The organism is Vibrio sp. 779(2023) (assembly GCF_033344285.1).
GTDB lineage: Bacteria > Pseudomonadota > Gammaproteobacteria > Enterobacterales > Vibrionaceae > Vibrio > Vibrio alginolyticus.
On record NZ_JAWPOM010000010.1, the window covers coordinates 72618 to 96061 of the forward strand.

26 protein-coding genes are annotated in these 23444 nt (G+C 44.7%); 16 read left to right on the forward strand and 10 right to left on the reverse strand.

Annotated features, from left to right (window positions below):
* The 7 genes from R8O70_RS14155 to purF all read left to right on the forward strand — a co-directional run.
* The coding region (locus R8O70_RS14155) for a FimV/HubP family polar landmark protein (RefSeq protein WP_318184220.1) at nt 1-1370 on the forward strand (1370 nt) is incomplete at its 5' end.
* Nucleotides 1371-1512: 142 nt separating this feature from the next.
* Nucleotides 1513-2307 carry a tRNA pseudouridine(38-40) synthase TruA gene (truA, locus tag R8O70_RS14160; protein ID WP_033907367.1) on the forward strand — a complete coding sequence of 265 codons (795 nt, stop codon included), beginning with the start codon at nt 1513-1515 and terminating at the stop codon, nt 2305-2307.
* 197 nt (nt 2308-2504) lie between these two features.
* A complete protein-coding gene (accD, locus tag R8O70_RS14165) occupies nt 2505-3431 on the forward strand; it encodes an acetyl-CoA carboxylase, carboxyltransferase subunit beta (RefSeq protein ID WP_005380583.1) in 927 nt (308 codons plus the stop codon).
* Between the two features lie 46 nt (nt 3432-3477).
* Nucleotides 3478-4740 (forward strand): bifunctional tetrahydrofolate synthase/dihydrofolate synthase, encoded by a 1263-nt coding sequence (gene folC, locus R8O70_RS14170; protein WP_017820798.1) that lies wholly within the window; start codon nt 3478-3480, stop codon nt 4738-4740.
* Nucleotides 4741-4754: 14 nt separating this feature from the next.
* The gene (locus R8O70_RS14175) at nt 4755-5348 is read left to right on the forward strand and encodes an SPOR domain-containing protein (RefSeq protein WP_017820797.1); all 594 of its coding nucleotides are present in this window, start codon (nt 4755-4757) and stop codon (nt 5346-5348) included.
* A 61-nt stretch (nt 5349-5409) separates the two neighbouring features.
* Complete coding sequence (locus R8O70_RS14180) at nt 5410-5901, forward strand: CvpA family protein (protein WP_005380590.1); 492 nt, start codon at nt 5410-5412, stop codon at nt 5899-5901.
* A gap of 36 nt (nt 5902-5937) precedes the next feature.
* Nucleotides 5938-7452, forward strand: coding sequence for an amidophosphoribosyltransferase (purF, locus tag R8O70_RS14185; protein WP_005380592.1), 1515 nt, complete (start codon nt 5938-5940; stop codon nt 7450-7452).
* 66 nt (nt 7453-7518) lie between these two features.
* On the opposite strand, the gene R8O70_RS14190 is transcribed toward purF, so the two are convergent.
* On the reverse strand, nt 7519-8394 hold the full coding sequence (locus tag R8O70_RS14190) for a LysR family transcriptional regulator (RefSeq protein ID WP_005384959.1): 876 nt from the start codon (nt 8392-8394) through the stop codon (nt 7519-7521).
* 289 nt (nt 8395-8683) lie between these two features.
* On the opposite strand from R8O70_RS14190, the gene R8O70_RS14195 reads away from it, so the two are divergent.
* The 7 genes from R8O70_RS14195 to recR all read left to right on the forward strand — a co-directional run bounded on the left by R8O70_RS14195 (nt 8684) and on the right by recR (nt 14429).
* Nucleotides 8684-9790, forward strand: a complete 1107-nt coding sequence (locus R8O70_RS14195) for a response regulator (RefSeq protein ID WP_005380606.1) — start codon at nt 8684-8686, stop codon at nt 9788-9790.
* 223 nt (nt 9791-10013) lie between these two features.
* Complete coding sequence (locus tag R8O70_RS14200) at nt 10014-10145, forward strand: hypothetical protein (RefSeq protein ID WP_005380608.1); 132 nt, start codon at nt 10014-10016, stop codon at nt 10143-10145.
* Between the two features lie 33 nt (nt 10146-10178).
* Entirely contained in the window at nt 10179-10565 is a 387-nt protein-coding gene (locus R8O70_RS14205; RefSeq protein ID WP_195723121.1) for a YbaN family protein, read from the forward strand.
* Nucleotides 10566-10727: 162 nt separating this feature from the next.
* Nucleotides 10728-11273 (forward strand): adenine phosphoribosyltransferase, encoded by a 546-nt coding sequence (gene apt, locus R8O70_RS14210; RefSeq protein WP_005380615.1) that lies wholly within the window; start codon nt 10728-10730, stop codon nt 11271-11273.
* An 8-nt stretch (nt 11274-11281) separates the two neighbouring features.
* On the forward strand, nt 11282-13387 hold the full coding sequence (dnaX, locus tag R8O70_RS14215; RefSeq protein ID WP_318184221.1) for a DNA polymerase III subunit gamma/tau: 2106 nt from the start codon (nt 11282-11284) through the stop codon (nt 13385-13387).
* A gap of 82 nt (nt 13388-13469) precedes the next feature.
* Entirely contained in the window at nt 13470-13799 is a 330-nt protein-coding gene (locus tag R8O70_RS14220; RefSeq protein ID WP_005380618.1) for a YbaB/EbfC family nucleoid-associated protein, read from the forward strand.
* A 30-nt stretch (nt 13800-13829) separates the two neighbouring features.
* Nucleotides 13830-14429: a recombination mediator RecR gene (recR, locus tag R8O70_RS14225; protein WP_005380619.1), complete on the forward strand. Its 600-nt coding sequence runs from the start codon at nt 13830-13832 to the stop codon at nt 14427-14429.
* Nucleotides 14430-14480: 51 nt separating this feature from the next.
* Here recR and aqpZ read toward each other — a convergent pair whose 3' ends face one another.
* The 3 genes from aqpZ to R8O70_RS14240 form a co-directional block, all read right to left on the reverse strand.
* Complete coding sequence (gene aqpZ, locus R8O70_RS14230; RefSeq protein WP_005384951.1) at nt 14481-15179, reverse strand: aquaporin Z; 699 nt, start codon at nt 15177-15179, stop codon at nt 14481-14483.
* Between the two features lie 229 nt (nt 15180-15408).
* Nucleotides 15409-15657 (reverse strand): YkgJ family cysteine cluster protein, encoded by a 249-nt coding sequence (locus R8O70_RS14235; protein ID WP_017820793.1) that lies wholly within the window; start codon nt 15655-15657, stop codon nt 15409-15411.
* 138 nt (nt 15658-15795) lie between these two features.
* On the reverse strand, nt 15796-16044 hold the full coding sequence (locus R8O70_RS14240; RefSeq protein ID WP_005380625.1) for a GlsB/YeaQ/YmgE family stress response membrane protein: 249 nt from the start codon (nt 16042-16044) through the stop codon (nt 15796-15798).
* 188 nt (nt 16045-16232) lie between these two features.
* Here R8O70_RS14240 and R8O70_RS14245 point away from each other — a divergent pair, with 188 nt between their 5' ends.
* Together R8O70_RS14245 and R8O70_RS14250 are read left to right on the forward strand one after the other, a co-directional pair.
* The gene (locus R8O70_RS14245) at nt 16233-16673 is read left to right on the forward strand and encodes a YcgN family cysteine cluster protein (protein ID WP_005384948.1); all 441 of its coding nucleotides are present in this window, start codon (nt 16233-16235) and stop codon (nt 16671-16673) included.
* A gap of 191 nt (nt 16674-16864) precedes the next feature.
* The gene (locus R8O70_RS14250; protein WP_005380681.1) at nt 16865-18544 is read left to right on the forward strand and encodes a mechanosensitive ion channel family protein; all 1680 of its coding nucleotides are present in this window, start codon (nt 16865-16867) and stop codon (nt 18542-18544) included.
* 69 nt (nt 18545-18613) lie between these two features.
* Here the strand turns inward: R8O70_RS14250 and R8O70_RS14255 are convergent, their stop codons facing one another.
* From R8O70_RS14255 to R8O70_RS14280, 6 genes are all read right to left on the reverse strand, one after another.
* Complete coding sequence (locus R8O70_RS14255) at nt 18614-18898, reverse strand: putative quinol monooxygenase (RefSeq protein WP_005384942.1); 285 nt, start codon at nt 18896-18898, stop codon at nt 18614-18616.
* Between the two features lie 17 nt (nt 18899-18915).
* Nucleotides 18916-19311 (reverse strand): VOC family protein, encoded by a 396-nt coding sequence (locus tag R8O70_RS14260; RefSeq protein WP_005380685.1) that lies wholly within the window; start codon nt 19309-19311, stop codon nt 18916-18918.
* 140 nt (nt 19312-19451) lie between these two features.
* Nucleotides 19452-19751 carry a ribbon-helix-helix domain-containing protein gene (locus tag R8O70_RS14265; RefSeq protein WP_005384938.1) on the reverse strand — a complete coding sequence of 100 codons (300 nt, stop codon included), beginning with the start codon at nt 19749-19751 and terminating at the stop codon, nt 19452-19454.
* A 136-nt stretch (nt 19752-19887) separates the two neighbouring features.
* Complete coding sequence (locus R8O70_RS14270) at nt 19888-21465, reverse strand: alkaline phosphatase (protein ID WP_258623377.1); 1578 nt, start codon at nt 21463-21465, stop codon at nt 19888-19890.
* A 398-nt stretch (nt 21466-21863) separates the two neighbouring features.
* On the reverse strand, nt 21864-22223 hold the full coding sequence (locus R8O70_RS14275) for a hypothetical protein (RefSeq protein ID WP_005380688.1): 360 nt from the start codon (nt 22221-22223) through the stop codon (nt 21864-21866).
* A 251-nt stretch (nt 22224-22474) separates the two neighbouring features.
* Complete coding sequence (locus R8O70_RS14280) at nt 22475-23422, reverse strand: ChaN family lipoprotein (protein WP_047104404.1); 948 nt, start codon at nt 23420-23422, stop codon at nt 22475-22477.
* Nucleotides 23423-23444 lie beyond the last annotated feature (22 nt).

Consider the following 23444-nt stretch of genomic DNA (forward strand, 5'->3'; position numbering starts at 1 on the left):
ATCTTCCTGAGTTTAGTGAAGAAGACGCATTGGCGTCTATGGCGGATGAGCCGGAGTTAGAAACGTCCGAGTCCGTTAAGCCAGAACAAGTTGAAGCCGACTTGCCAACTGAATCAGAAGATGAATTCAATTTTGATGAGCTAGATCTTCCTGAGTTTAGTGAAGAAGACGCATTGGCGTCTATGGCGGATGAGCCGGAGTTAGAAACGTCCGAGTCCGTTGAGCCAGAACAGGTTGAAGCCGACTTGCCAGCTGAATCAGAAGATGAATTCAATTTTGATGAGCTGGATCTTCCTGAGTTTAGTGAAGAAGACGCATTGGCGTCTATGGTGGATGAGCCGGAGTTAGAAACGTCCGAGTCCATTGAACTAGAACAAGTTGAAGCCGACTTGCCAACTGAGTTCGAAGAAGAGTTCAATTTTGATGAGCTCGATTTGCCAGAGTTCAGCGAAGAAGATGCCTTGGCGTCGATGGAAGAAGAGCCAGAATTACCGAGCTCTGAGACTGCAGATATAGAACCAATCTCCGGTGAGGATGAAGAGTTAAGTTTTGACGACCAAGATCTTCCAGAGTTCAATGAGGAAGATGTTCTCGCGTCAATGAACGAGGGTGCGTCAGAGAGCCCTAAGGTTGAAGCAGAGACATCGAGACCAGCTATTCAAGCCGATAACGATCATGATGCTTTGTTTGAAGTATTTGCGCAGCAAAACGGCTTTGATACTGACCCAGAAGTGCAGCCAACAGCGACAGAGGGTGAGCCGCTCAGTAATTTGGATGATGAATCATCAATGGCTAACCTTCTTGCGGAAGACGCAAACTCAGAAGTATTTGAAGGTAAACTAGACAGTGACACCATCGCAAGTGCAGGTATGGATTTTGAAACCATGCTTGATGTTGGAGATGATTGGGATGGCTTTAAACCCGCTGCTGATAACGTAAGTTCTACTGAAGAAGTGCCTGAGGACCAGCGTGATGTTTGGAATTCGAGTGATGCACTAAGTCAGCCAGAGATCGCGCAAGAAAACTGGGCAGAGCAAAGCGACTTGGATGACTTCGACCCGAAGAAAAATCAATTTATGACGATTGATGAATTGATGGCTCAGGTCGACAGAGAAGGTGGTGAGTTCGAAGAAGAAGACCTTAAGCTCGATGTCGGATTGAACGAGTTTCCAGATGTTATCGGTGAGATCGGCGATATTGACGTAGATAGCAATGCTGAAGCGGCTGGGAAACTGGATTTGGCTAAAATCTATCTCGAGATGAACGATTCTCAAGGGGCGATTAAACTACTAGAAGAGGCGATTGTTTACGGTGAGGATGATATTCGCCGCGAAGCAAAAAGCCTGATTGACGCCATTAATGGCCGATAAACCGAAACAAAAGGGTAGCGTTTGCTACCCTTTTTGTGTCCCGTTAGTAGGATGCTACCTTTATGTCACCCTTGGTGAAACTGGCAACTTGAGGTGACTTGAGTATATACTTCCCGCCCCATTTTAGAGTTCGAAGGTTAAGATGAGAATCGCATTAGGTATCGAGTACAACGGTACAAACTACTTTGGTTGGCAGCGCCAAAGAGAAGTGAAAAGTGTCCAAGAAGAGCTAGAGAAAGCATTGTCCGTCGTCGCTAATCACCCAGTTGAAGTTCAGTGTGCTGGTCGGACAGACGCAGGCGTGCATGGCACGGGACAAGTTGTGCACTTTGATACCAACGTTACTCGAAAAATGGTAGCTTGGACCATGGGCGCAAACGCGAACATGCCGAGCGATATAGCGGTTCGTTGGGCTCAAGAAGTTTCAGATGATTTCCATGCAAGATTCTCAGCGACAGCGCGCCGTTATCGTTACATTATTTTCAATCATGCTTTACGTCCAGGCATCTTAAACTCGGGGGTTAGTCACTATCATGGTGAGCTCGACGAGAAAAAAATGCATGAAGCAGGGCAGTTCCTACTCGGCGAAAATGATTTTACGTCGTTTCGCGCGGCGCATTGTCAGTCTCGCAGTCCATTTCGAAACTTGATGCATCTGAACGTTACGCGCCATGGAAACTATGTGGTTATTGATATTAAAGCCAATGCGTTCGTGCATCATATGGTTCGTAATATCACGGGTAGCTTGATAAAAGTTGGACGTGGCGAAGAGAGTCCTGAATGGATCAAGTGGTTATTAGACGCCAAAGATCGCAAACTAGCGGGTGCGACAGCGAAAGCGGAAGGTCTGTACCTGGTAGATGTAGACTACCCAGAAGAGTTTGGGTTACCTGAAGTGCCGATCGGTCCACTGTTTTTACCAGATAATTTGAACTAATTTTACAAACTTATTTCAAAATATCGGTAGTGTTTACATTGAATGTGAACGGAAAACATACGCTATTTACGATATCAAAAATAGGTACAACCAGTTTTTTATCTACAGTAGCTGCAAGATATGGTTTAATCCGTCGGTATTATGTCGAATTTATATCTTTCGCAATGAAGCGGAAGAGTTGAGAGAAAAGGTCTTCCATGAGTTGGCTTGAAAAGATTTTAGAGAAAAGCAATCTAGTAAGTTCACGCAAAGCTTCTATCCCAGAAGGTGTGTGGACTAAATGTACCTCTTGTGAACAGGTTTTATACCATGCTGAACTAGAGCGTAACTTAGAAGTTTGTCCAAAGTGTAACCATCACATGCGTATGAAAGCGCGTCGTCGTTTGGAAACATTTTTAGATGAAGGTAATCGAGTTGAATTAGGTTCTGAACTTGAGCCACAGGATAAACTGAAATTTAAAGATTCTAAGCGATACAAAGAGCGTATCTCTGCTGCACAAAAAAACAGCGGCGAGAAAGATGCGCTAGTTGTTATGCAGGGTGAATTGCTTGGTCTGCCGCTTGTGGCGTGTGCGTTTGAATTCTCCTTTATGGGTGGTTCAATGGGTTCAGTCGTTGGTGCTCGCTTTGTGAAAGCCGTAGATGCAGCCATTGAAAATAACTGTGCGCTTGTTTGTTTCTCAGCAAGTGGTGGTGCTCGTATGCAAGAGGCATTAATGTCTCTTATGCAAATGGCAAAAACCAGTGCTGCGCTTGAGCGTTTATCAGAAAAAGGTCTGCCGTTTATTTCGGTTCTAACTGACCCTACAATGGGTGGTGTATCAGCAAGTTTGGCTATGTTGGGTGATATCAACATCGGTGAACCTAAGGCCCTGATTGGCTTTGCTGGTCGTCGTGTAATCGAGCAAACAGTGCGTGAAGATCTTCCTGAAGGTTTCCAGCGTAGTGAGTTCCTACTTGATCACGGTGCTATTGATATGATCGTTGACCGTCGTGAAATGCGTCAGCGTGTGGGTGGTCTTATCGCTAAGATGACTAACCACAAGTCTCCTTTGGTGGTTTCGGTTAACGAATCTCCAAATGAAGAGCCATATTCTGTACCAGAAGCGGACGAAAAAGGGTAAAGTATCAACTAACATAAAAACCAAAGAATTTAATGGTTAAAGTTAGATGACCCAAAACCCAATTCCTCAAGCCACATCTTCATTAGAGATGTGGCTTGATTATTTAGCAAATATTCATTCCTCAGCAATTGATCTAGGCTTAGACCGTGTCCAAGCGGTAGCAAACAAAGCCAATCTTACCAAACCAGCTCCAACCGTAATCACCGTTGCCGGAACCAATGGCAAAGGCTCAACGTGTGCGTTAATGGAAGCCATTTTACTTGATGCTGGCTATTCAGTCGGTGTTTACAGTTCTCCGCACCTGATTCGTTACAACGAGCGTGTACGCATTAATGGCGTTGACGTTGTAGATGCAAAGCACTGTGAAGCATTCGATTATGTAGAAAAGCAGCGTGGTGATGTTAGCCTTAGCCTCTTTGAATTCGGTACGCTTGCTGCGCTACGTATTTTCCAAGTAGAGAAAGTTGACGTTGTCTTACTTGAAGTAGGACTTGGCGGCCGTCTAGACGCCACTAACGTTGTTGACCATGATGTTTCTGTTATTACGAGCTTAGCGATCGATCATGTGGATTGGCTTGGTGATGACATCAATGTTATTGGTTTTGAAAAAGCGGGCATTTACCGTTCAGGGAAGCCAGCAATTTGTGGTCAACCAACGCCACCAGCGACCGTGGCGGCTCATGCTGACGATATTGGTTCTGAGTTCTTCCAAGTAGGTATTCAGTACGATTACCAACTAACTGATAATGGTTGGAAGTGGAGCAGTGGGGCATTTGAGTTAGAGGATTTACCAATCCCATCGCTACCATTACAAAATGCAGCCACTGCACTGATGGCACTAGGGGCTTCGGAATTGCAAATCACTGACATAAATATTGTCAATGGCTTGAATAATGCGCGTTTGGCGGGGCGTATGCAAGTACTGCATCACGAACCTGAAATAGTCCTTGATGTCGCTCATAACCCGCACTCTGCTGAGTATTTGGTAGAGAGAGTGAAGCAACAATATTTGGGTAAGAATATCCATATTGTGGTTGCAATGCTGCATGACAAGGACATTAAAGCAACCATTGAAGCTCTAACTCCAGTTGCAACACAATGGTATCCAGCGTCGCTTACTGGACCGAGAGCGGCGACCGCTGATGAATTGTGCCAATACTTACCTGATGGGCAAGTTCATTTTGAAAACCCTGTTGACGCCTTCGAGAGTGCGAGAAGCCACGCAAAGACAGGAGACGTTATTCTGGTGGTTGGCTCATTCCATACCGTCGGAGAGGTATTGGAACATTGGCAATCAAATAATAAATAAGTAAAGGTATTTTGATGGCAAGTAAATTCCAAAGTCGTTTAGTCGGCACCATCATTCTAGTCGCAGTCGGAGTCATTGTTCTTCCCGATGTGCTAGATGGTAAGAAACTGCACTACAAAGAAGAATTTGCCAGTATTCCTATCAAACCAGAACTTGATAGTGATGTGGAAAACTTCGAAATATTAGAGCCAGTGGAAGACGACATTACGTTACCGGATTCTCCGGTTGAAGCTGTAGTGCAAGAACGTGAGGATGCTCAAGTAGCCGTTTCTGAGCCCGAGCCAGCGCCAACATCTAAACCTGAGGTCATCAAACAACCAGAGCAAGTTGAGGTCGTCACTCGTCCTGTTCAAGAGAAAAATCAATATGAAGATTCAGCTTGGATCATTCAGTTGATGGCACTTAAGAATCACGAAAATGCTGTCGCGCTTGTCGCGGATTTGCAAAAGCGTGGTTATCAAGCTCACACAAAGAAAGAAAACGAGTTTACGAGAGTGATTGTTGGCCCTGATGTGTCAAAAAGTAAACTTGAACGACAAGTTCAAGAATTACAAAAAATTACAGGTTCAAAAGGTCAATTGCTTAAATTTAAGCCATTAAATCCATAAGAAAACGTTTGCGTCAGCATTTTTTCTGTTAAAATGCGCGCCAACTTAAGATGAAGAAAAGATGAATTGGATAGATTTTATCATTTTAGGTGTGATCGGATTTTCAGCTCTGATCAGTTTAGTTCGCGGTTTTGCTAAAGAAGCTTTGTCTTTGGTGATTTGGTTCGGAGCGTTTTTTATCTCCAGTAATTACTACGCCAAATTGGCGGTGTACTTCACCAACATCGAAGATGATATGTTTCGTAACGGAGCGGCGATCGCGGCGTTATTTGTCGCAACCTTGGTAGTTGGTGCAGTGGTGAATTACGTCATTGGTCAACTGGTACAAAAAACAGGGCTATCAGGTACGGACCGAATTCTCGGGATTGTATTTGGTGGTCTACGCGGAGTCTTAATTGTTTCTGCGGTGCTGTTTTTTATGGATGCGTTTACTGCATTCCCAAGCTCGGATTGGTGGAAAGATTCACAGTTGATCCCTGAGTTCAGCCGTATCATCGCCCCATTCTTCGAGCATTTACAAGCAACATCAAGTTTTCTGTCTGGCACTATCTAGTAGTGCCAGCTACTGTCGCAAATCGAGGATTAGGACATGTGTGGTATTGTTGGAATCGTGGGCACAACGCCTGTAAACCAGTCTATTTATGACGCGTTAACGGTGTTACAGCATCGTGGCCAAGATGCCGCTGGTATTTGTACCATAGAAAGCAATCGTTTTCGTCTGCGTAAGGCGAACGGTTTAGTCAAGGATGTATTTGAAGCAAGACACATGCAACGCCTGCAAGGCGAGGTCGGAATTGGTCATGTTCGTTACCCTACAGCAGGCAGTTCAAGCGCTTCAGAAGCTCAACCTTTCTACGTAAACTCTCCTTTCGGTATTACACTTGCCCACAACGGTAACTTGACTAACGCCAACGAAGTTCGTCAGAAGCTGTTTGAAAAAGATCGCCGTCATATCAATACCACTTCAGACTCTGAAGTATTACTAAATGTACTGGCGCACGAAATTGACTCAGTAAAAGGAAATGTCACGACCGAAGACGTATTCCGCGCAGTCACCAATGTTCATCGCACAATTCGCGGTGCTTATGCTGTGACAGCTATGATCATTGGTCATGGTATGATTGCATTTCGTGACCCACACGGTATTCGCCCGCTGTGTTTAGGTAAGCGTGAAGTTAACGGCAGAGCAGAGTACATGGTTGCTTCTGAATCGGTGGCATTGGATGCGGTCGGTTTTGATTTCGTCCGTGATGTTGCACCTGGTGAAGCGATTTACGCAACGTTTGACGGTGAGCTTTACACGAAGCAGTGTGCAGATAATCCTAAGCTGAACCCTTGTATTTTCGAGTTCGTGTACTTTGCTCGTCCAGATTCGTTCATCGATAAAATTTCGGTATACAGCGCTCGCGTTGAAATGGGTAAAAAGCTGGGCGAACGTATTCGTGAAGATTACGCAAACCTTGATATCGATGTTGTCATTCCTATCCCTGAAACGTCTTGCGACATTGCACTGCAAATCGCACAAGCGATCGATATCCCTTATCGCCAGGGTTTCGTGAAAAACCGTTATGTTGGACGTACGTTTATCATGCCTGGCCAGCAACAACGTAAGAAATCAGTACGTCGCAAGTTGAATGCTATTCGTTCGGAATTCAAAGGTAAGAATGTGTTGCTGGTGGATGACTCTATTGTTCGAGGTACAACGTCAGAGCAGATTATTGAGATGGCTCGTGATTCTGGTGCCAAGAAAGTGTACATGGTCTCAGCGGCTCCTGAAGTTCGTTTCCCGAACGTATACGGCATTGATATGCCAAGTGCTACAGAGCTTATTGCCCATGGCCGTGACAACGATACAATTTGTAAGCAGATTGGTGCCGATGCGCTTATTTATCAACGTCTAGAAGATTTGGTAGAGGCTGTAGGTCTTGGAAACCAAGACATTACTCAGTTCGATACTTCCGTGTTTAACGGCGAATACGTAACGGGTGATATCGACCAACAATACCTAGATTTCTTAGATGGTCTTCGTAATGATGATGCGAAAACACAACTTGAAATCCAACAGGATTTAGCAAACCTAGAGCTTCATAACGAAGGCGCATAGGATGCGCTTTCTTAAGTCGTAAAAAAACCAGAGCTTCGGCTCTGGTTTTTTGTTTTCGCTATCTAGTTAGTGAATGTTATAAGCGATCACAAAGTCAATAAAGAGGCGAACTTTCTCTGGCAGGTGGTCTTTGTGGTTGTAAAGCATATATATGTCGCGCGGGTTTGCACTCCAATCTGGCAGTACGCGTACCAAATCGCCGCTCTCGATGTACTCTTTGATCATTACATCTGGCATTAGTGTGATGCCTAAACCTTCGGAACAAGCGCTGCGCACCACATTGAGCGCGTTTGCTTGAAAACGACCACGATCAACATTCACCACAGACTCGCCTTTGCTATTAATCAAGGTCCACTTAATAAGTGGGTACCCTTTTAGCAATGAATGGTTAGAGAGCTCTTCTGCATGGTGTGGCGCAGGATTCGAGGTTAGATAGTCAGGGCTTGCAACGAGAATATCCTTCACTTCGCCAATCTTACGCGCGATGAGGCTAGAGTCGCGTTGCGGTCCCACTCGAAAAATTACATCCCATTCAGTAGGGTCAAGCTTGTCCGCATTATTCTCTGTCGTTAGCTCAATGTTGATGTCCGGGTACTGCTTCATAAAGCTGTTGAACATCGGCATCATCATTCGTTTAGTTAAGTTGTAAGGCGCGGATATCTTAATCTTGCCGGATGCTCCTCGGCAGTCGTCAGTGATTTCCTCTGCTGCGGTTGTTAGCCTTTGTAGTAAAGGAGAGCACTCATGGTAAAAACGTTCCCCTGCTTCAGTGAGCGAGAGTTTGCGAGCATGACGGTTCAATAGTCGAAGATTGACAGAGTCTTCTAGCGCTTGAATGCGTCGGGTGATGGTCGCAACCGGGATCATGGTTTTTCGCGAAGTTGCGGTGTAGCTCCCATTTTCGACAACCAGTCGAAACAGGTTTAAGTCATCTAATTTCATATTTCCAGACACATTAAATTACCGATTACGGTTAATTTATAATTAACTTTGTGATCAAAGCTTGCTTTAAGTCAACATGTTGCATCATTTGAACACAGCAACCCTGTTTGAGTAAATACTGTTATACGCCGTAATATTTGTATTAATGCAGTTTCCGAGCTAAGTTTTATAACAAGGCAAAGCGGCCTCAGGTCTTGCTGTGACACGTTTTGCTGGAAGTAAACACAACAAAAATAATGACTTAATAATAAATCTGTTTTTTTGACTGAGCTTTGTGAGGGATAAAGGTATGTTTAAGACTCACAGTCAAACGGCAATGGTCTCGGCACAGGAAGTGATTAATCAAAAACTAATAATGTTGGTGGACGATGATCCAATATTTCGTAAAGTAACCAATGCCTATTTAGAAAGTCAGGGTTTTAAAGTAGTAGAAGCAGAAAACGGCCTAGAAGCGCTTCAACAACTCAGGGAATGCCAACCCGATCTTATCTTATGTGATTTATCGATGCCGGTCTTAGATGGTATCGAGTTCGTCGAAGAAGTTAGTCTCGAATACCCATATATGCCGCTTATCGTGGTATCAGGCACGGATGAAATGTCCGATGTCGCGAAAGCGTTGCGATTTGGTATTAAAGATTTTCTTCCTAAACCGATAGGTAATTATGAGCACCTATCTCAGGCGATAGAGAATACGCTAGAAGATACCGATAGTCACTTCTCAGAACAACGTGACTTTTCAAGTCAGTGGTTTAGAGTTGATGATGGTGGTGAAATCCCAGATGAACAAGAGCTGTATTGGCATCTGGAATATTTACAACAGAATCCGAGTGCGGCAAGAGATTTACTGCAAGCGCTATTGCCAGAGAAGGATGCTGCTCAGGGAGATTGGCGCTGCTCGTACCGTTTATTGCAATCGACGGATGTGATGCCCTTGGTTTTCGATTATCGTTGGTTAATGAATGGTCAATTTGCGTTTTATCTCGTTGATTCTGCTTCCCAAGCTAATGATGGAGTTGCGACGACATTGCTCGTTAGGGCATTGTTTGACGATTATCTCCGTAACTTGAAAAGTTTCAGTGCTGATCTCAAGGACATGGTAGGGATCATTGAAAAAGGAATTGAGTGTTCGGAGTGTGCGGGTGCAGTCAATGCTGTGTTTGGTGTCGCCGACCTCGCTTCATCCTCGGTCTCTATATTACCTGCGGGTTTAGATAGCCATTGGTCTGACGGAAATACGAATCAACACATCGCAGCAGGTAACCGTTTAGGGGGAGGAAGTATGAAAAACTTCATCACCCGCGATTTACCGCTTAGTGTTGCAGGACAGTTATCTATCGGGTGTTTAGGTTCTTCAAGTTTTAGTTTAAGTATTACCCGGAAATCCCGACTAGTATAATTATGACTTGCAAACCAATAAGCAGCGTCCTTACGCTGCTTATTATCTTTTTAGAACCACCAAAACAACATACGTTTAGTTTAATAACCTTACTTTTTACTGGTGTTTAGATTTGGCTGTTTAATGTATAGTCAGCGCTTAAAACAATAATGACCCATTTGTGCAACGATAATTTAACGCTGTGCCTTGGGAGAAGCAAAGTCAACTAGTGAGAAGACACATCATGGCAGACAAAGATTTTAAAGAGCCTTATAATATTTTTTACTTTTTAGGTTTTATTGCAGTTCTTTTGATCCCAACACTTCCTGCAACGCTAACCTGGCTTCGTGTAATGAATGGTTACGCAGGCTTTTAATCTAGCTATTTTGTACCGGAGTTCACCATTCGTATTAAGCGTTACTTTTTCAATACTGTTGGTGGACTCTGTATTGTGCTAGGCATAGCCGGCATAGCCCTTCCACTGTTACCCACCACACCTTTTATTTTGCTTGCTAGCGCATGTTTTATGCGTGGTAGCCCCGCATTTCATCAATGGTTACATAACCACAAAACGTTTGGACCCATTCTCGACAATTGGCATAAGCATCGGGCTGTTACTTCAAAAGTAAAAAAGCGTGGTGCGATTTTTATTGCGCTTAGTTTCATGGTTTCAATCGTTGTTGTCCCCCTCATTTGGGTAAAAATTGGTCTTTTAGTGATGCTAATCGTTTTACTCAGCTGGTTTATGCGTCTGCCTGTGATTGAGTTGGTTGCTGACCGAGAAGAAAATCACTAAGATTGTAGAGAATAGTGTGCCCGCTCTTCGAGTGGGCGTTTGTATTTTCAGCGCCTGTGACTTTTACGAAAATAAGCACATAGTGGTGAAAACCTATTGTTCGTTGCCCTCGTGATACTGCGATTAGAGAGGGCGATGAGCCAATCTAAGTAAATCGGTATTATGACTACAGAAACAATTTCACTGATCAAATCTAGCATCAAAAGCATCCAAGACTACCCAAAGCCAGGCATTCTATTTCGTGATGTGACGAGCCTTCTTGAAGACGCGAAAGCATACCAAGCGACGATCAACTTACTTGTTGAACGTTACAAAGATATGGGCTTTACCAAGGTTGTGGGTACGGAAGCCCGTGGCTTTCTATTTGGCGCGCCTTTAGCGCTTGAGCTAGGTGTTGGTTTTGTACCAGTGCGTAAACCAGGCAAGCTACCACGCCCTACTGTTGCTCAATCTTATGAGCTTGAATACGGCGTTGATACACTAGAAATCCATACAGATGCCATCGTTGAAGGCGACAAAGTACTGGTTGTCGACGATTTATTGGCAACGGGCGGTACTATTGAAGCGACGACTAAGCTGATTCGCCAACTGGGTGGTGAAGTTGAGCACGCTGCGTTCGTTATCAACCTACCAGAAATCGGTGGCGATAAACGTTTAGAAGCACTAGGTCTAAACGTGTACAGCATCTGCGATTTTGAAGGACATTAATACATTCAATGAGTTATTTAGCTTTAGCGCGAAAATGGCGTCCTAATCAGTTTGACCAAGTTGTCGGACAAAAACATGTCCTGACGGCGTTGGAAAACGCACTGGCGCAAAACCGTTTACACCATGCTTATCTGTTCAGCGGGACTCGTGGTGTGGGTAAAACGAGTATCGGTAGGCTGTTTGCCAAAGGCTTGAACTGCGAAACCGGCATTACCGCGACACCTTGTGGTAAGTGTGATACTTGTCGTGAAATTGATGAAGGTCGCTTTGTCGATCTTCTTGAAATCGACGCAGCATCACGTACTAAAGTTGAAGACACTCGTGAACTGTTAGACAACGTTCAATACAAACCTGCTCGTGGACGTTTTAAAGTGTACCTCATCGATGAGGTGCACATGCTATCGCGTCACTCTTTCAATGCGTTGTTGAAAACCCTGGAAGAGCCGCCAGAGTATGTGAAGTTCTTACTCGCAACAACTGATCCACAAAAGCTGCCTGTCACTATATTGTCGCGTTGTCTTCAGTTTCATCTGAAACCAATCAGCGTTGATGATATTCACCAGCAACTTGATTACATCCTAGGTCAAGAGCAAGTTTCAGCAGAGCCAAAAGCGTTGGGTATGATCTCACATGCTGCAGATGGCAGTATGCGTGATGCTCTCAGCTTGACTGATCAAGCAATAGCTTTAGGTAACGGTGCGGTGCAAGCCGATATTGTCAGCCACATGTTGGGGACGATTGATACCGACCAAGCGATTCACTTACTAGAGTCAATCAGCAGCAAGAAACCTCAACAAGCTATGGATAAAATCCAACAATTAGCGGCAAATGGTGTTGAGTGGGATGGTTTGTTGCAGCAAGTCGCAACACAGTTACACCGAATTGCGATGTATCAAGCGTTGCCCGCGTCGTTAGACCTAGCACAACCAGATGCAGAGAAAATTGAGCTGTTGAGTAAAGCTCTAAGCCCGCAAGACGTTCAGCTTTACTATCAAATTGCATTGAAAGGTCGTGAAGATTTGACCCTCTCGCCAAATGGGCGAGTCGGTCTGGAAATGATTGTGCTGCGTATGATGGCGTTCCGCCCATCAAGTAACAGTGTGGCAAATGTTGTTTCCAGTAACTGCGAATCAGCTTCAGCCCCAGTTCAAAGTGCCAGTCAATCAAAGACTGCACCAGCTCAGACAGTAGCAGCTCCTCGAGCTCAGCAGCCGAGTCCAGCACAAAGCTCACCACAAGTGGCGCCTCAACCTTCATCCAATTCACAACCTGAATATCACGCGAGTGGATATGAGAGGGTTCCGCCACAGTATGATATGGCGCCGCCGATGAGCGAAAACCCTGCACCGCAGCATGAAACGCCACCTCAACAAGTGCAAGAGAGCGTTTCAACACCGGCGCGCGGTGGTCTAAGCGGTTTACGTCACCAATTACGTTCTCAGCGTCAAGGCCTACAACAGAACACTCCTCAAAATGGTGGCTCAAAAAAGCCTAAAGCGGCATCTGCACAACCAGAATCGGTTATCGACCGAGTAGCGCAATTGCATGGCAATTCCGCGCAGGTGTCGCCAAACTCAGCTCCGAAGTCGACGGAGCCACAAGTTGAGGAAGCGTATCGCTGGCGTCCAAGCAAGCCTGTTGAGACAAAAGTAAATACAAAACTGACACCTACGCAGCTCAAGCAGGCACTTGAGCATGAGAAAACGCCTGAAATGGCACAAAAGCTCATCGATGAGTCATTAGAACATAATGAATGGGCGAAGCTCATCAGCTTAATGGAGATCCCTAAGCTGGTAGAGCAACTTGCGCTAAACTCTCATTATAGTAAGGAAGGAACAACCGTTTCGTTACTATTGAGAAGCAGCCAAGCTCATTTGAATACTGATAGAGCTCAAGCCGAATTGCTCAAAGCACTTAATACCGTGTTAGGTGAAGAGTGCCACATGAGCATCGAAATAGGGGAGAGTGGAGAAACACCACTTGAACTGAGAGATAGGCTCTACCAAGAGAAATTACAGCAAGCGCTGAACAGTTTAGAAAACGATCCAAATGTTCAATTTATTGAACGTCGTTTTGCTGCAGAGCTTGATAAAGATAGTGTGCGCCCTATCTAATAATCGAATGGAATGGGGTTGAAAACCCAAAGGTATAACCCCATTAATTGATGCAACACCTCATTAAACCAGAGAGATAAACATGTTTGGTAAAGGCGGTATGGGCAACCTAATGAAGCAAGCCCAGCAAATGCAAGATCGCATGCAAAAGCTTCAAGAAGAAATCGCGAATATGGAAGTAACTGGCGAGTCTGGTGCTGGCCTAGTTAAAGTTACTATCACTGGTAGTCACAGCGTACGTCGTGTTGACATCGATGAAAGTTTGATGGAAGACGACAAAGAAATGCTTGAAGATCTGATCGCTGCGGCGTTCAACGATGCAGCCCGTCGTGTTGAAGAAACTCAAAAAGAGAAAATGGCTTCTGTAACTGGCGGTATGCAACTACCACCAGGCATGAAAATGCCATTCTAATCTGCTGATATTTAATTAAGCGGACTTTTAATGCGTACCAGTCATATGCTGGAGCAATTGATGGAGGCCTTACGTTGTCTACCTGGGGTTGGCCCCAAGTCAGCGCAGCGTATGGCCTTTCATTTGTTACAGCGCGATAGAAAAGGCGGTTTGCAGCTTGCAGATGCGCTGAGTCAGGCAATGACAGAAATAGGTCATTGTACTGAGTGTCGAACCTTCACCGAAGAAGAAGTCTGTCACATTTGTACCAACCCAAAACGCCAAGAAAATGGTCAAATTTGTGTGGTAGAAAGCCCGGCAGACATCGCAGCCGTTGAAGCAACAGGCCAATATTCTGGTCGGTATTTTGTTCTTATGGGGCATTTGTCGCCATTAGATGGTATTGGTCCAAGTGATATTGGATTAGATGTCCTTGATTACCGCTTACGTCGCGGTGATATTACCGAAGTGATTTTGGCGACAAACCCAACAGTTGAAGGTGAAGCCACTGCCCACTACATCGCAGAGCTATGTAAAGAGCACCAAGTTGATGCCAGCCGCATCGCGCATGGTGTGCCTGTCGGTGGGGAGCTAGAGCTTGTTGATGGCACGACGTTGTCACATTCGCTATTAGGTCGACACAGAATTTAATAAAAAGCCGCTGAATTCAGCGGCTTTTTTGATTTTGAGAGTTGGGAACGATTAATCGTTCGATTCTTTACCAAGAAGGTTTTTGTAGATAACCGCACCAAGCACGCCACCCACAATAGGAGCAATCCAGAACAGCCATAGCTGAGAAACCGCCCAGTCACCCACATATACTGCGACTGCCGTGCTACGAGCAGGGTTTACTGACGTATTGGTGACAGGAATGCTGATCAGGTGAATGAGAGTCAAACACAGGCCAATTGCGATAGGTGCAAAGCCTTGTGGCGCACGTTTGTCTGTTGCACCCATAATGACAATCAGGAACATCATCGTCATGACAACTTCAGTCACAAGTGCAGCGATCATCGAGTATTGGCCTGGAGAGTGTTCACCATAACCATTGGCGGCAAAGCCAGAACCCACAACATCGAATCCTGCTTGTCCAGATGCAATAACGTAAAGCACACCACCTGCGATAAGCCCGCCGATAACCTGTGAGATGATGTAGGGAGCAACGTCTTTTGTCTCAAAACGACCGCCAGCCCAAAGGCCAACTGTCACTGCAGGGTTCAAGTGACAACCTGAAATATGACCGATAGCAAATGCCATCGTCAGAACGGTTAAACCGAATGCCAAAGAAACGCCCAACAGACCAATACCCACTTCAGGGAAACCCGCAGCCAACACCGCGCTACCACAGCCGCCTAACACTAGCCAGAACGTGCCAAAAGCCTCAGCCAAATACTTATTCATGTTCTTTCCTGATCTTTAATTAAATGACCCGCTGAACATAGTCGAGAATTGTCAATAAATTGTGAGGGAGATCGCGCGAAAACCGCAAATGGAACGCTATGTGGCAAGAGTTCTCAAGGGTGAGATAAAAAGCAGAGGGGGAAAGTGCTAAATCTTGAGTTTGCTTTGATTACTGCCTCGGAGAGAAACAACCGAGGTACTAACTTTAAACGTGTGGTCTAGAGTCGCATTACGTCAATTGTTCTAATTCAGTGATGTTGTCGAGTGCTTCTTGATTGGTGTTGCCGCATACAATCGGACACGGTTTAAAATCGTGACAGACTTTAGGGCGTTCAGGCTTACCAAATAGCTTGCACAAATTGTCGTCGTTGAGTTGCACACAACGAACACCTGCAGGTTTGCCTTTGGGCATTCCAGGTATTGGTGAAGAGATACTTGGCGCAATACAGCACGCTCCACATCCTAATCGACAATCCATAATGTAAACCTCTTAAAAAATTAAGGGGGCAATTATGGTCATTTTGACGTGGATTGGAAGAGTGAAGAAAGAAAAAAATAAAAGGGCGCGCTTAACATTACGCTCCCTTTTTGGTTTTTTGCTTTTAAATCATCGTGCTTATTTTAAGAAACGGTTATAAACAAACAACAGAATAAATGCGCCTAGTGTTGCGGTAATGATACTACCAATGTTGACGCCAGTTGCTCCGCCGAAACCGAGAATGCCGCCAAGGAAGCCACCTACAAATGCCCCTGCAATACCAAGTAACATTGTTGCAATCCAACCGCCCCCATCTTTTCCTGGCATGAGCCATTTAGCAAGTGCGCCGGCGATTAAGCCCAAAATAATCCAAGAAATAATACCCATGAAAACTCCTTAATGCCTTCTTGATCAATTGAGTAATGGAAACTTGTTTAAGGATAGAACAGTAAAACGAAAGTAGTTGAATATCTCCACCGTTATGTGGGAAGGATGCAAGATCTTCTCAAAACTTGAACTTTTGCGTTGAGAAGAGTATAAATCGCCCCCTAAATTCCCTTGGTGAGACCTGAAGTATGAGCACTCCATTTTGGCAAAGTAAATCGTTAGAGCAGATGACAGAAGAGGAATGGGAATCTCTCTGTGATGGTTGTGGCAAATGTTGTTTGCATAAGCTGATGGATGAAGATACCGATGAAATCTACTATACCAATGTGGCTTGTAGCTGGCTGAACAGTAAAACGTGTTCATGTAAGGATTACCCAAACCGTTTCACTTCGGGTGAAGAGTGCACCAAGCTGACCCGAGAAGACATCGACGATTTTACTTGGCTGCCACACACGTGCGCTTACCGTCTGTTGGCTGAAAAGCAGCCTTTACCAGAATGGCATCCGTTGATTACAGGCTCTAAGTCCGCAATGCATGCGGCTGGGGAAAGTGTCCGTAACAAAGTTGTTTACGAGATTGATGTGGTGGATTGGGAAGACCATATTTTAAATCATCCCAACCGTCCTTAGTCGAATAAAAACAAGCCTTTCATTGATTAAATGAAAGGCTTGTTTGCTATTGGGGCTCCCAACTTTGACGTCTCGCTAACGAAATGCTGCTCAGTTTATTATTTAGTGTTGTAAACTTAGGAGTATGATTTCAACGCTTTACACTTCTATTCCTGATTGTTTTGATCAGGATTGTTCCCTATGAGGTAAACATGACGTTTCATTTCCCCCAGAAACTGCGCCTGACATCTTGGGTGACATTATTCGCACTTGCCGTCATTATGTTCTCCCCAATGGCTGTTCATGCGACTGCTACTGACGATATCCAAGAGCCTTCTGCTGCCGAAATCTCGATTGACAACTTGAACCGAGAGATTGTGGATTTATCCCAAAGCCTCTCGCAAGCGAGTGGCGACGAGCGTGACGCCCTTCAACTGCAACTATTCCAAAAGAATGAAGAATTAAGAAGCCAGTTAGCGTCAGCGATTGAACGTGAAACTATCTCTCGCGACAAGCTGATCTTGCTAGTTAAAAAACAAGAACAATACTCTGAGGACGCGACGAACTATCTATCGGAAAAAATAAAGAAAGTCGTCGAGGATTTAAATAAGGCTAAGGATGAAGAGAAGCTTGCTCTTGTTAACGATTATCGAGAGCTACAGCGTTATCTTGATGTTAGCTTCGATTCGAGCTGGCAAAATCTCGCTTGGTTGAAGGAGCTAGGGGCCCAAAACGAGCGCGCAGAAGCGGAACTAAAAGATAAAATTGATAAACGTATGCGCTTACTGTCTGCTTCAATTGAGTACTTGAGTCAGCAAAGTGAGATCATTGGCTCCCAACTTTCGTCTAGCCCAGAGTCGGAAAAAGCGTCGTTGCAACTTAGTCAGCTCATTACTAAACAAAGGCTAAATATTGCGACAGAAAGCTTACGCAACCTGATTTCAATTGGTGATAAAGTCGGTTTAGAAACGTCTGAATACAAACGCCAAATTTTTGAAGTGACGGGTAATATCACCCATGATTTACTGAATACCAAAGTTGTGTGGTCAATACTGAGTCACTGGTCCAACTCGGCACTGGATTGGTTTGCCGAGAATGCACCGCAGCATATCTTCCAGTTGTTTGTTTTTGCGCTGATTTTATTGATCGCTCGTGGACTGGCTAAGTTAACGCGCAAAGTGGTCCGTAAGGCAGTTGCATCGAAAAACTTAAAACTTTCCCACTTGATGCAGGACTTCTTTATCTCGATGTCCGGCAAATTCGTGTGGGTGATCGGTATCATGGTAGGCTTATCTCAGCTTGGCTTGAACCTAGCGCCAATCCTAACCGGTTTCGGTATTGCTGGTGTGATTATTGGTTTCGCGTTGCAAGACACGTTATCCAACTTCGCGGCGGGTATGATGCTGCTTATTTATCGCCCATTTGATGTTGGTGATTTTGTGTATGCTGGCGGTGTGGATGGCAAGGTAAGCCATATGAGTTTGGTGAACACCACAATCCGTACGTTTGATAACCAAATTATTATTGTGCCTAACAGCAAAATCTGGGGAGATGTTATTAAGAACGTCACGCATGAACGCATTCGCCGCGTGGATATGGTGTTTGGCATTGGCTATGCGGATGACCTCTTAAAAGCGGAGTCAGTATTGTCTGATATCATTACCTCTCACCCTTCGGTACTTCGCACTCCAGAGCCAATGATCAAAGTTCATACATTAAATACGTCTTCTGTAGATTTTATTGTGCGTCCTTGGGTAAAAACGGATGATTACTGGGATGTATACTGGGATGTGACAAAAGAGGTGAAACTACGCTTCGACCGAGAAGGTATTTCGATTCCTTTCCCACAACAAGATGTGCATTTGCATATGGTGGAGAAGCAAGACGCTTAATCACAGGTCCCAACTAGTGAAAGGCACTCTAGATAGAGTGCCTTTTTTGATCTTCGGTTAGCGCTATAGTTACAGTTCGTTAAAGAACACCAGTTTAGGCTCGCATTCTAACAAGTTGTCGATCTGGCTAATCAAAAGAGCAAAGTGTTCTGTTTTACCATGAAGCTCAAATGCTTGTTGGTTTTTAAATTGCTCCTGAAAAACGAAGTGGCATGTATTGTCTTTATCTTGGAACAATTGATAACGAACGCAACCTTCTTCATTGCGAGTAGGTTCAAGCGCTCGGGTAAGTACCTCTTTCAACTCTTGTTCTTTTCCCGGTTGTGCATGAAAGGTAGCCGTCAAGTGAATCATAATGTTTACTCTTTTTGTTATAGGTAACGCCCTTGGCGTTGCAGGAACTCAATTTTGTAACCATCAGGGTCGGTTACAAAAAAGAACGTTGCTAAATGCTTTTGTTGATGGTCAAAGGCTTTGATGTCACCAGTTTCAATGCCGAGAGATTTAATGCGTTTGTGGGCTTGTTCAATGTCCTCCACGCTGACGGCAAGGTGGCCGTAACCTGAGCCGTGAGTGTAGGGCTCACTTTGGTCGTGATTGTGCGTCAGTTCCAATTCAAAGCCAGTTTCTTGGTTGGCTAGATAGGTTAGAGAAAAGCCATCAAAGATGTATTGATCAGCGACTTCTAGTTCAAGTACGTCACAGTAAAATTGTAGAGAGCGGTCCAGATCACTTACTCGGATCATGGTGTGAATCATTTTTGTCATAGGTACTCCTTGATAGTCCGCACAGGTTAGCGATTTCAAAAGGAGTCTGGGTAGTACTCTAGTACGACAAATTAGAAGATGCTCAAGGGTTTATAATACGGATGCATAGCCTAGGATGGTTATTGCTCGGTTGGTTGCTATTAACTGTTAAGTTGCGCAAGTGCTTGACGAGTGGTCTCTTGAGGTTGGCGGGCGTAAGTGAGGCAAGCGCATCGAAGTAAGGAGGCAAAGTTGTTCACTTCACCATTGTATTCGAGTGCTTCTTGATAAACAGTGCTTATGAATTTAGGAACCGTCATGTTTTGAGCACTAGCGATTTCCTCAAGAATTGTCCAAAAGCTCGCTTCAAGTTTTACACTGGTCGCGTGACCATCAATACGGATAGAGCGGGTGATGAACTGATAGTTGTCTTGGGGTTGCTTAGCAAAGATTTCGCACATTTTCTTTATTCATATAATTAAAGACCCATAATTATTGTGATGTACGATTTAAAACGTCAACTGTTTTCATGCATAAAAAAACGCTCCCTTGCGAGAGCGTTGAAACATCACGAGTTGTGAAGTAAGTGCAAGTTGATTATTTAATTTGTTGCTTCAAGTACTCGCCTAGTTGCGAGTGGTGCATGATTTTTGATACCGGAAGGATAGTTTCTGCAGGTCCCCAAGCAAATATGTTGACAGGAGTATGCGTATGAGTACCCGTCCCCCATACTGTGTTTTGCTTTGTTGCATGCTCACGCGCTAGCAAGTTGCCACGGTCGTTGTAAGGAAAGAAAGCATCAAAGTCATTGATTGTCGGTACGTTCTCTTCGCTTAAGTATTTGTGTCCAGCGAGTCGGTATGGATTTGGTTTACTTGCTAATACGCGTTCTGCTTGCTCAGGCGTAATCGAAAAATCGCTATTTGCGTTCACGACTTCCGCAAACTTCTCTGGAGTTTGCTCTTTCTTATCAAGCGCTTGGAATTCACTGATCATGCCGTAGTAACTTTTCTTTTGGTTGTATAAACCATCGAGGATCTCGAACTGACCAAAGTTGAAGTTTGGCGCGTAATCCTGATTTTTGAATGCTTCGCCGTCGCGTTTTTGTGGTTTAGGCAAGTTTGCTGATGAGTAGCTAAAGCCAAAAGAGCCGGTTTCGTGGTCAGCAGTAACAATGATCAGGGTGTCATCACGGCCTTTTGCCCACTCATAAACTGAGTTTACCGCTTCATCGAATTTAAGCATTTCATGCAGCATCGTACCTGCATCGTTACTGTGGCCAGCCCAGTCAATTTGGCCGCCTTCAACCATCAAGAAAAAACCGTCTTTGTCTTTTGAAAGAATGTCGATTGCTTTGGTGGTCATTTCTTTCAGCGATGGCTGCGTGCGTTTTGGATCGTTTTTGCTTTGACTGTAGGCAATACCATCGTTCATGCCCGAGTAAGCAAAAAGTCCAAGTAATTTGTCACCTTTAGCTTGTGTGAGCATATCGCGGCTGAAAGCTAAGCTATAGCCTTGGTCTTGCGCTTCGGCAAGCAAGTTGCGTTCGTCTTTGCGTTTCGATTTTAGGTAGACATTACCTTGAGTGAGCTTTTCAAGTTGCTCGTATGTCTCTCCCTTGTCGTTTGTCGACTTTGGAATCCAATGACGAAGTCCACCAGACATCATCACGTCTACGCCTGTTTCGAGCATATCCGCCGCAATATTGTTTTCTAGGGAGCGATGTGGTTGATGAGCGGCAAATGCTGCTGGCGTTGCGTGGGTCATACGCGTATCAGAGACGAGCCCTGTCGCTTTACCTTTACTTTTGGCTTTTTCCAAAATAGTTTCGACATGGTTGCCTTGGCTATCAATGCCAATGACTTCAGAAGCGGTAGGGATTCCTGTCGCTAGCATCGTAGCTGAGCAAGCAGAGTCGACGACAATTGCGTCTTCTGGATTGGTCAGTGATGATCCAATCACACCTTCTTGAGCGAGTTTGTATAACGCTGTGCTTTCGCCTTTGTAAACCGAGTTAGGTGCGTGTTTTGCGTAGGTCTCGAGTAAACCAACTTGTTGAGGACCCATGCCGTCGCCGATCATCAAAATGACGTTTTTGATTTCAGCTGAGAGTGCGTTGAAAGAGAGGGTAGATGCAGCCACTGCCGTAACGATTGGAGATACTAAGCGCTTCATTATATTTTCCTTGTTTATTGAAAGCGCAGGCATTAAAGCAATGATTTATGAAGGTTTTGTGTCGGTAATAAAAGTTTAACCAAATTGTCGTTTTTGTTTGGTTTTGCAGAAAAAATGAGTCGCTCTCTAACGTTCGTTAGTTTGGAAAGAAGAAAGCCCACAAACGCGGGCTTGGATTACGCTTAGGAGTTGAAAGCATGGACTAAAGTTATCCATTCAGTGCCTTCACAAGAAACCTAGTTTAGGGAGCAATAAACGAGCATGTATTATCGGGCCACAAGAGCGGTCGAATTCACTTACGTTTGCATCATATCGTTCTTTGGCTTATTAAATTATGGGCTGCAGTAAGTGTTTGGTTCAAATAGGATTTGTTGTCGTGACGATTATCAGACTGGTTATCAGACTAATGCCAGTATGATGCCACCAACGGTAAGTGCCGCAGAAAGGTATTGACCCGCAGAATATGAGCCATCCTCTTCTTTCTCGATTTTATCGGGGTGATCCATGCCAAGAGCACCATGCGTGAAAGATTCGACCTTTTCACCAACAGATTTATCTTCTGCTTCTATTTTCTTGCTGTCGTGCTCGATTTGTTGCAGAGCGGCAAGTAGCGCTTTGCCTTCGGTCGAAAGCGTCACCTTATTGTGTTCGACTTTCAGCGGCGAAGCGCTAGTTTCTTCTTGTGCAATACTTGCTTGTTTAGAGGCGACAGATTGTTTGGCATAGCTATTAACAGAAGTGCTTCCTACTGGATTCATCGAATACTCCTTGGAACATCGACACTCGGTCACTGAGTGCGGGTAAAAAGCAGTTATATTTTTATCGGCGGCAAAGTTTATTTCTGAAGCTATTTGGATAAAAACAGGTCTGCTTTTGCCGCTTCTAGTTTCTATTGGTGATCTTTAGCAAAAAATAGACCAGCAGGAAGCAGACCGTTGTCACTCTATGAACTCGGAGCGGTGTGATGATGCAACGCAACGACAAGGTAGTAACTTAAATTGAAGACCAGCTACTTACATTGAAGATCGTTATTGCGTTTAGTTAGATGTTGATATGCCGCCATGCGGTGAGCATCTTGTACATACCGTACTGGTGGTGCGAGAACCTCTAACTGATAGTCTGTATTATCAGAAAGCACGTTATCTGTTGGGCTAATTACAACCACTTTTAAGCTCGGGTTGCGGCTTAAGATTGATGCTGCCGTACCCAACCCTTGCTCGGTGTGAAACTTGCCCGCAACATGGACAATCTGAGCGCCTGGGTTGTCGTCTAGGTAGCTAACGATAGATTCCGCCATAGTTTCATCCCAAGTAACTTGAGCTGCAAACTGTTTTTCCGTCTGCTCTGGCTTACCGTGATGCATGGATGCCATGAACTTTTCTTTGTACGGACTACTACCAGTGTTGATGGCTTGTGCAATGAACATTCGCTGATCATCATCGAGCTTGTTAATGTAATCTAGCCCTTGTCGACCAATGCATCGAACAATGCTCTTTGGTGCATTTGCTGCAATGACCGGGAGATTTTTCTGCTTAGCAAACTCCACGAGAGGGCGATAGTCGCTTTCATAATTGGGCCAAGCGTTGGCTTGTTTCATTAAGTACTGTTCGCCGATCTCCCCACGTAGGTAAGCGTCAACAACAGGTTGTTTGTCGCGGGTAAATTGTTCCATAGATAACGCGAGTGAGCGGTCGTAGGACGTAAGTTGTTTGAGCATATCGGTTTGAAAGCGATGAACGCCGGCGTGTGTGTGCCATTCACCAATAAGAATGACATCTGCTTGTTGCAGCTCAATTGGCAGTTTGCTTAGAGCGATATGCTCGCCAGAAGGGGTGTATAGTTGGTAGTCGTAAAAACTAGTGACTTCCGCTGAGGTTGCGTGAGAGTTGGTTTGCGTATATGAAGAGCAACCAGTAAGTAAGCCTGCAAAGAGCAAGCTCAAAGTAGAAAAGCGCATTGAAAAGCCTCCAAAAATGTCC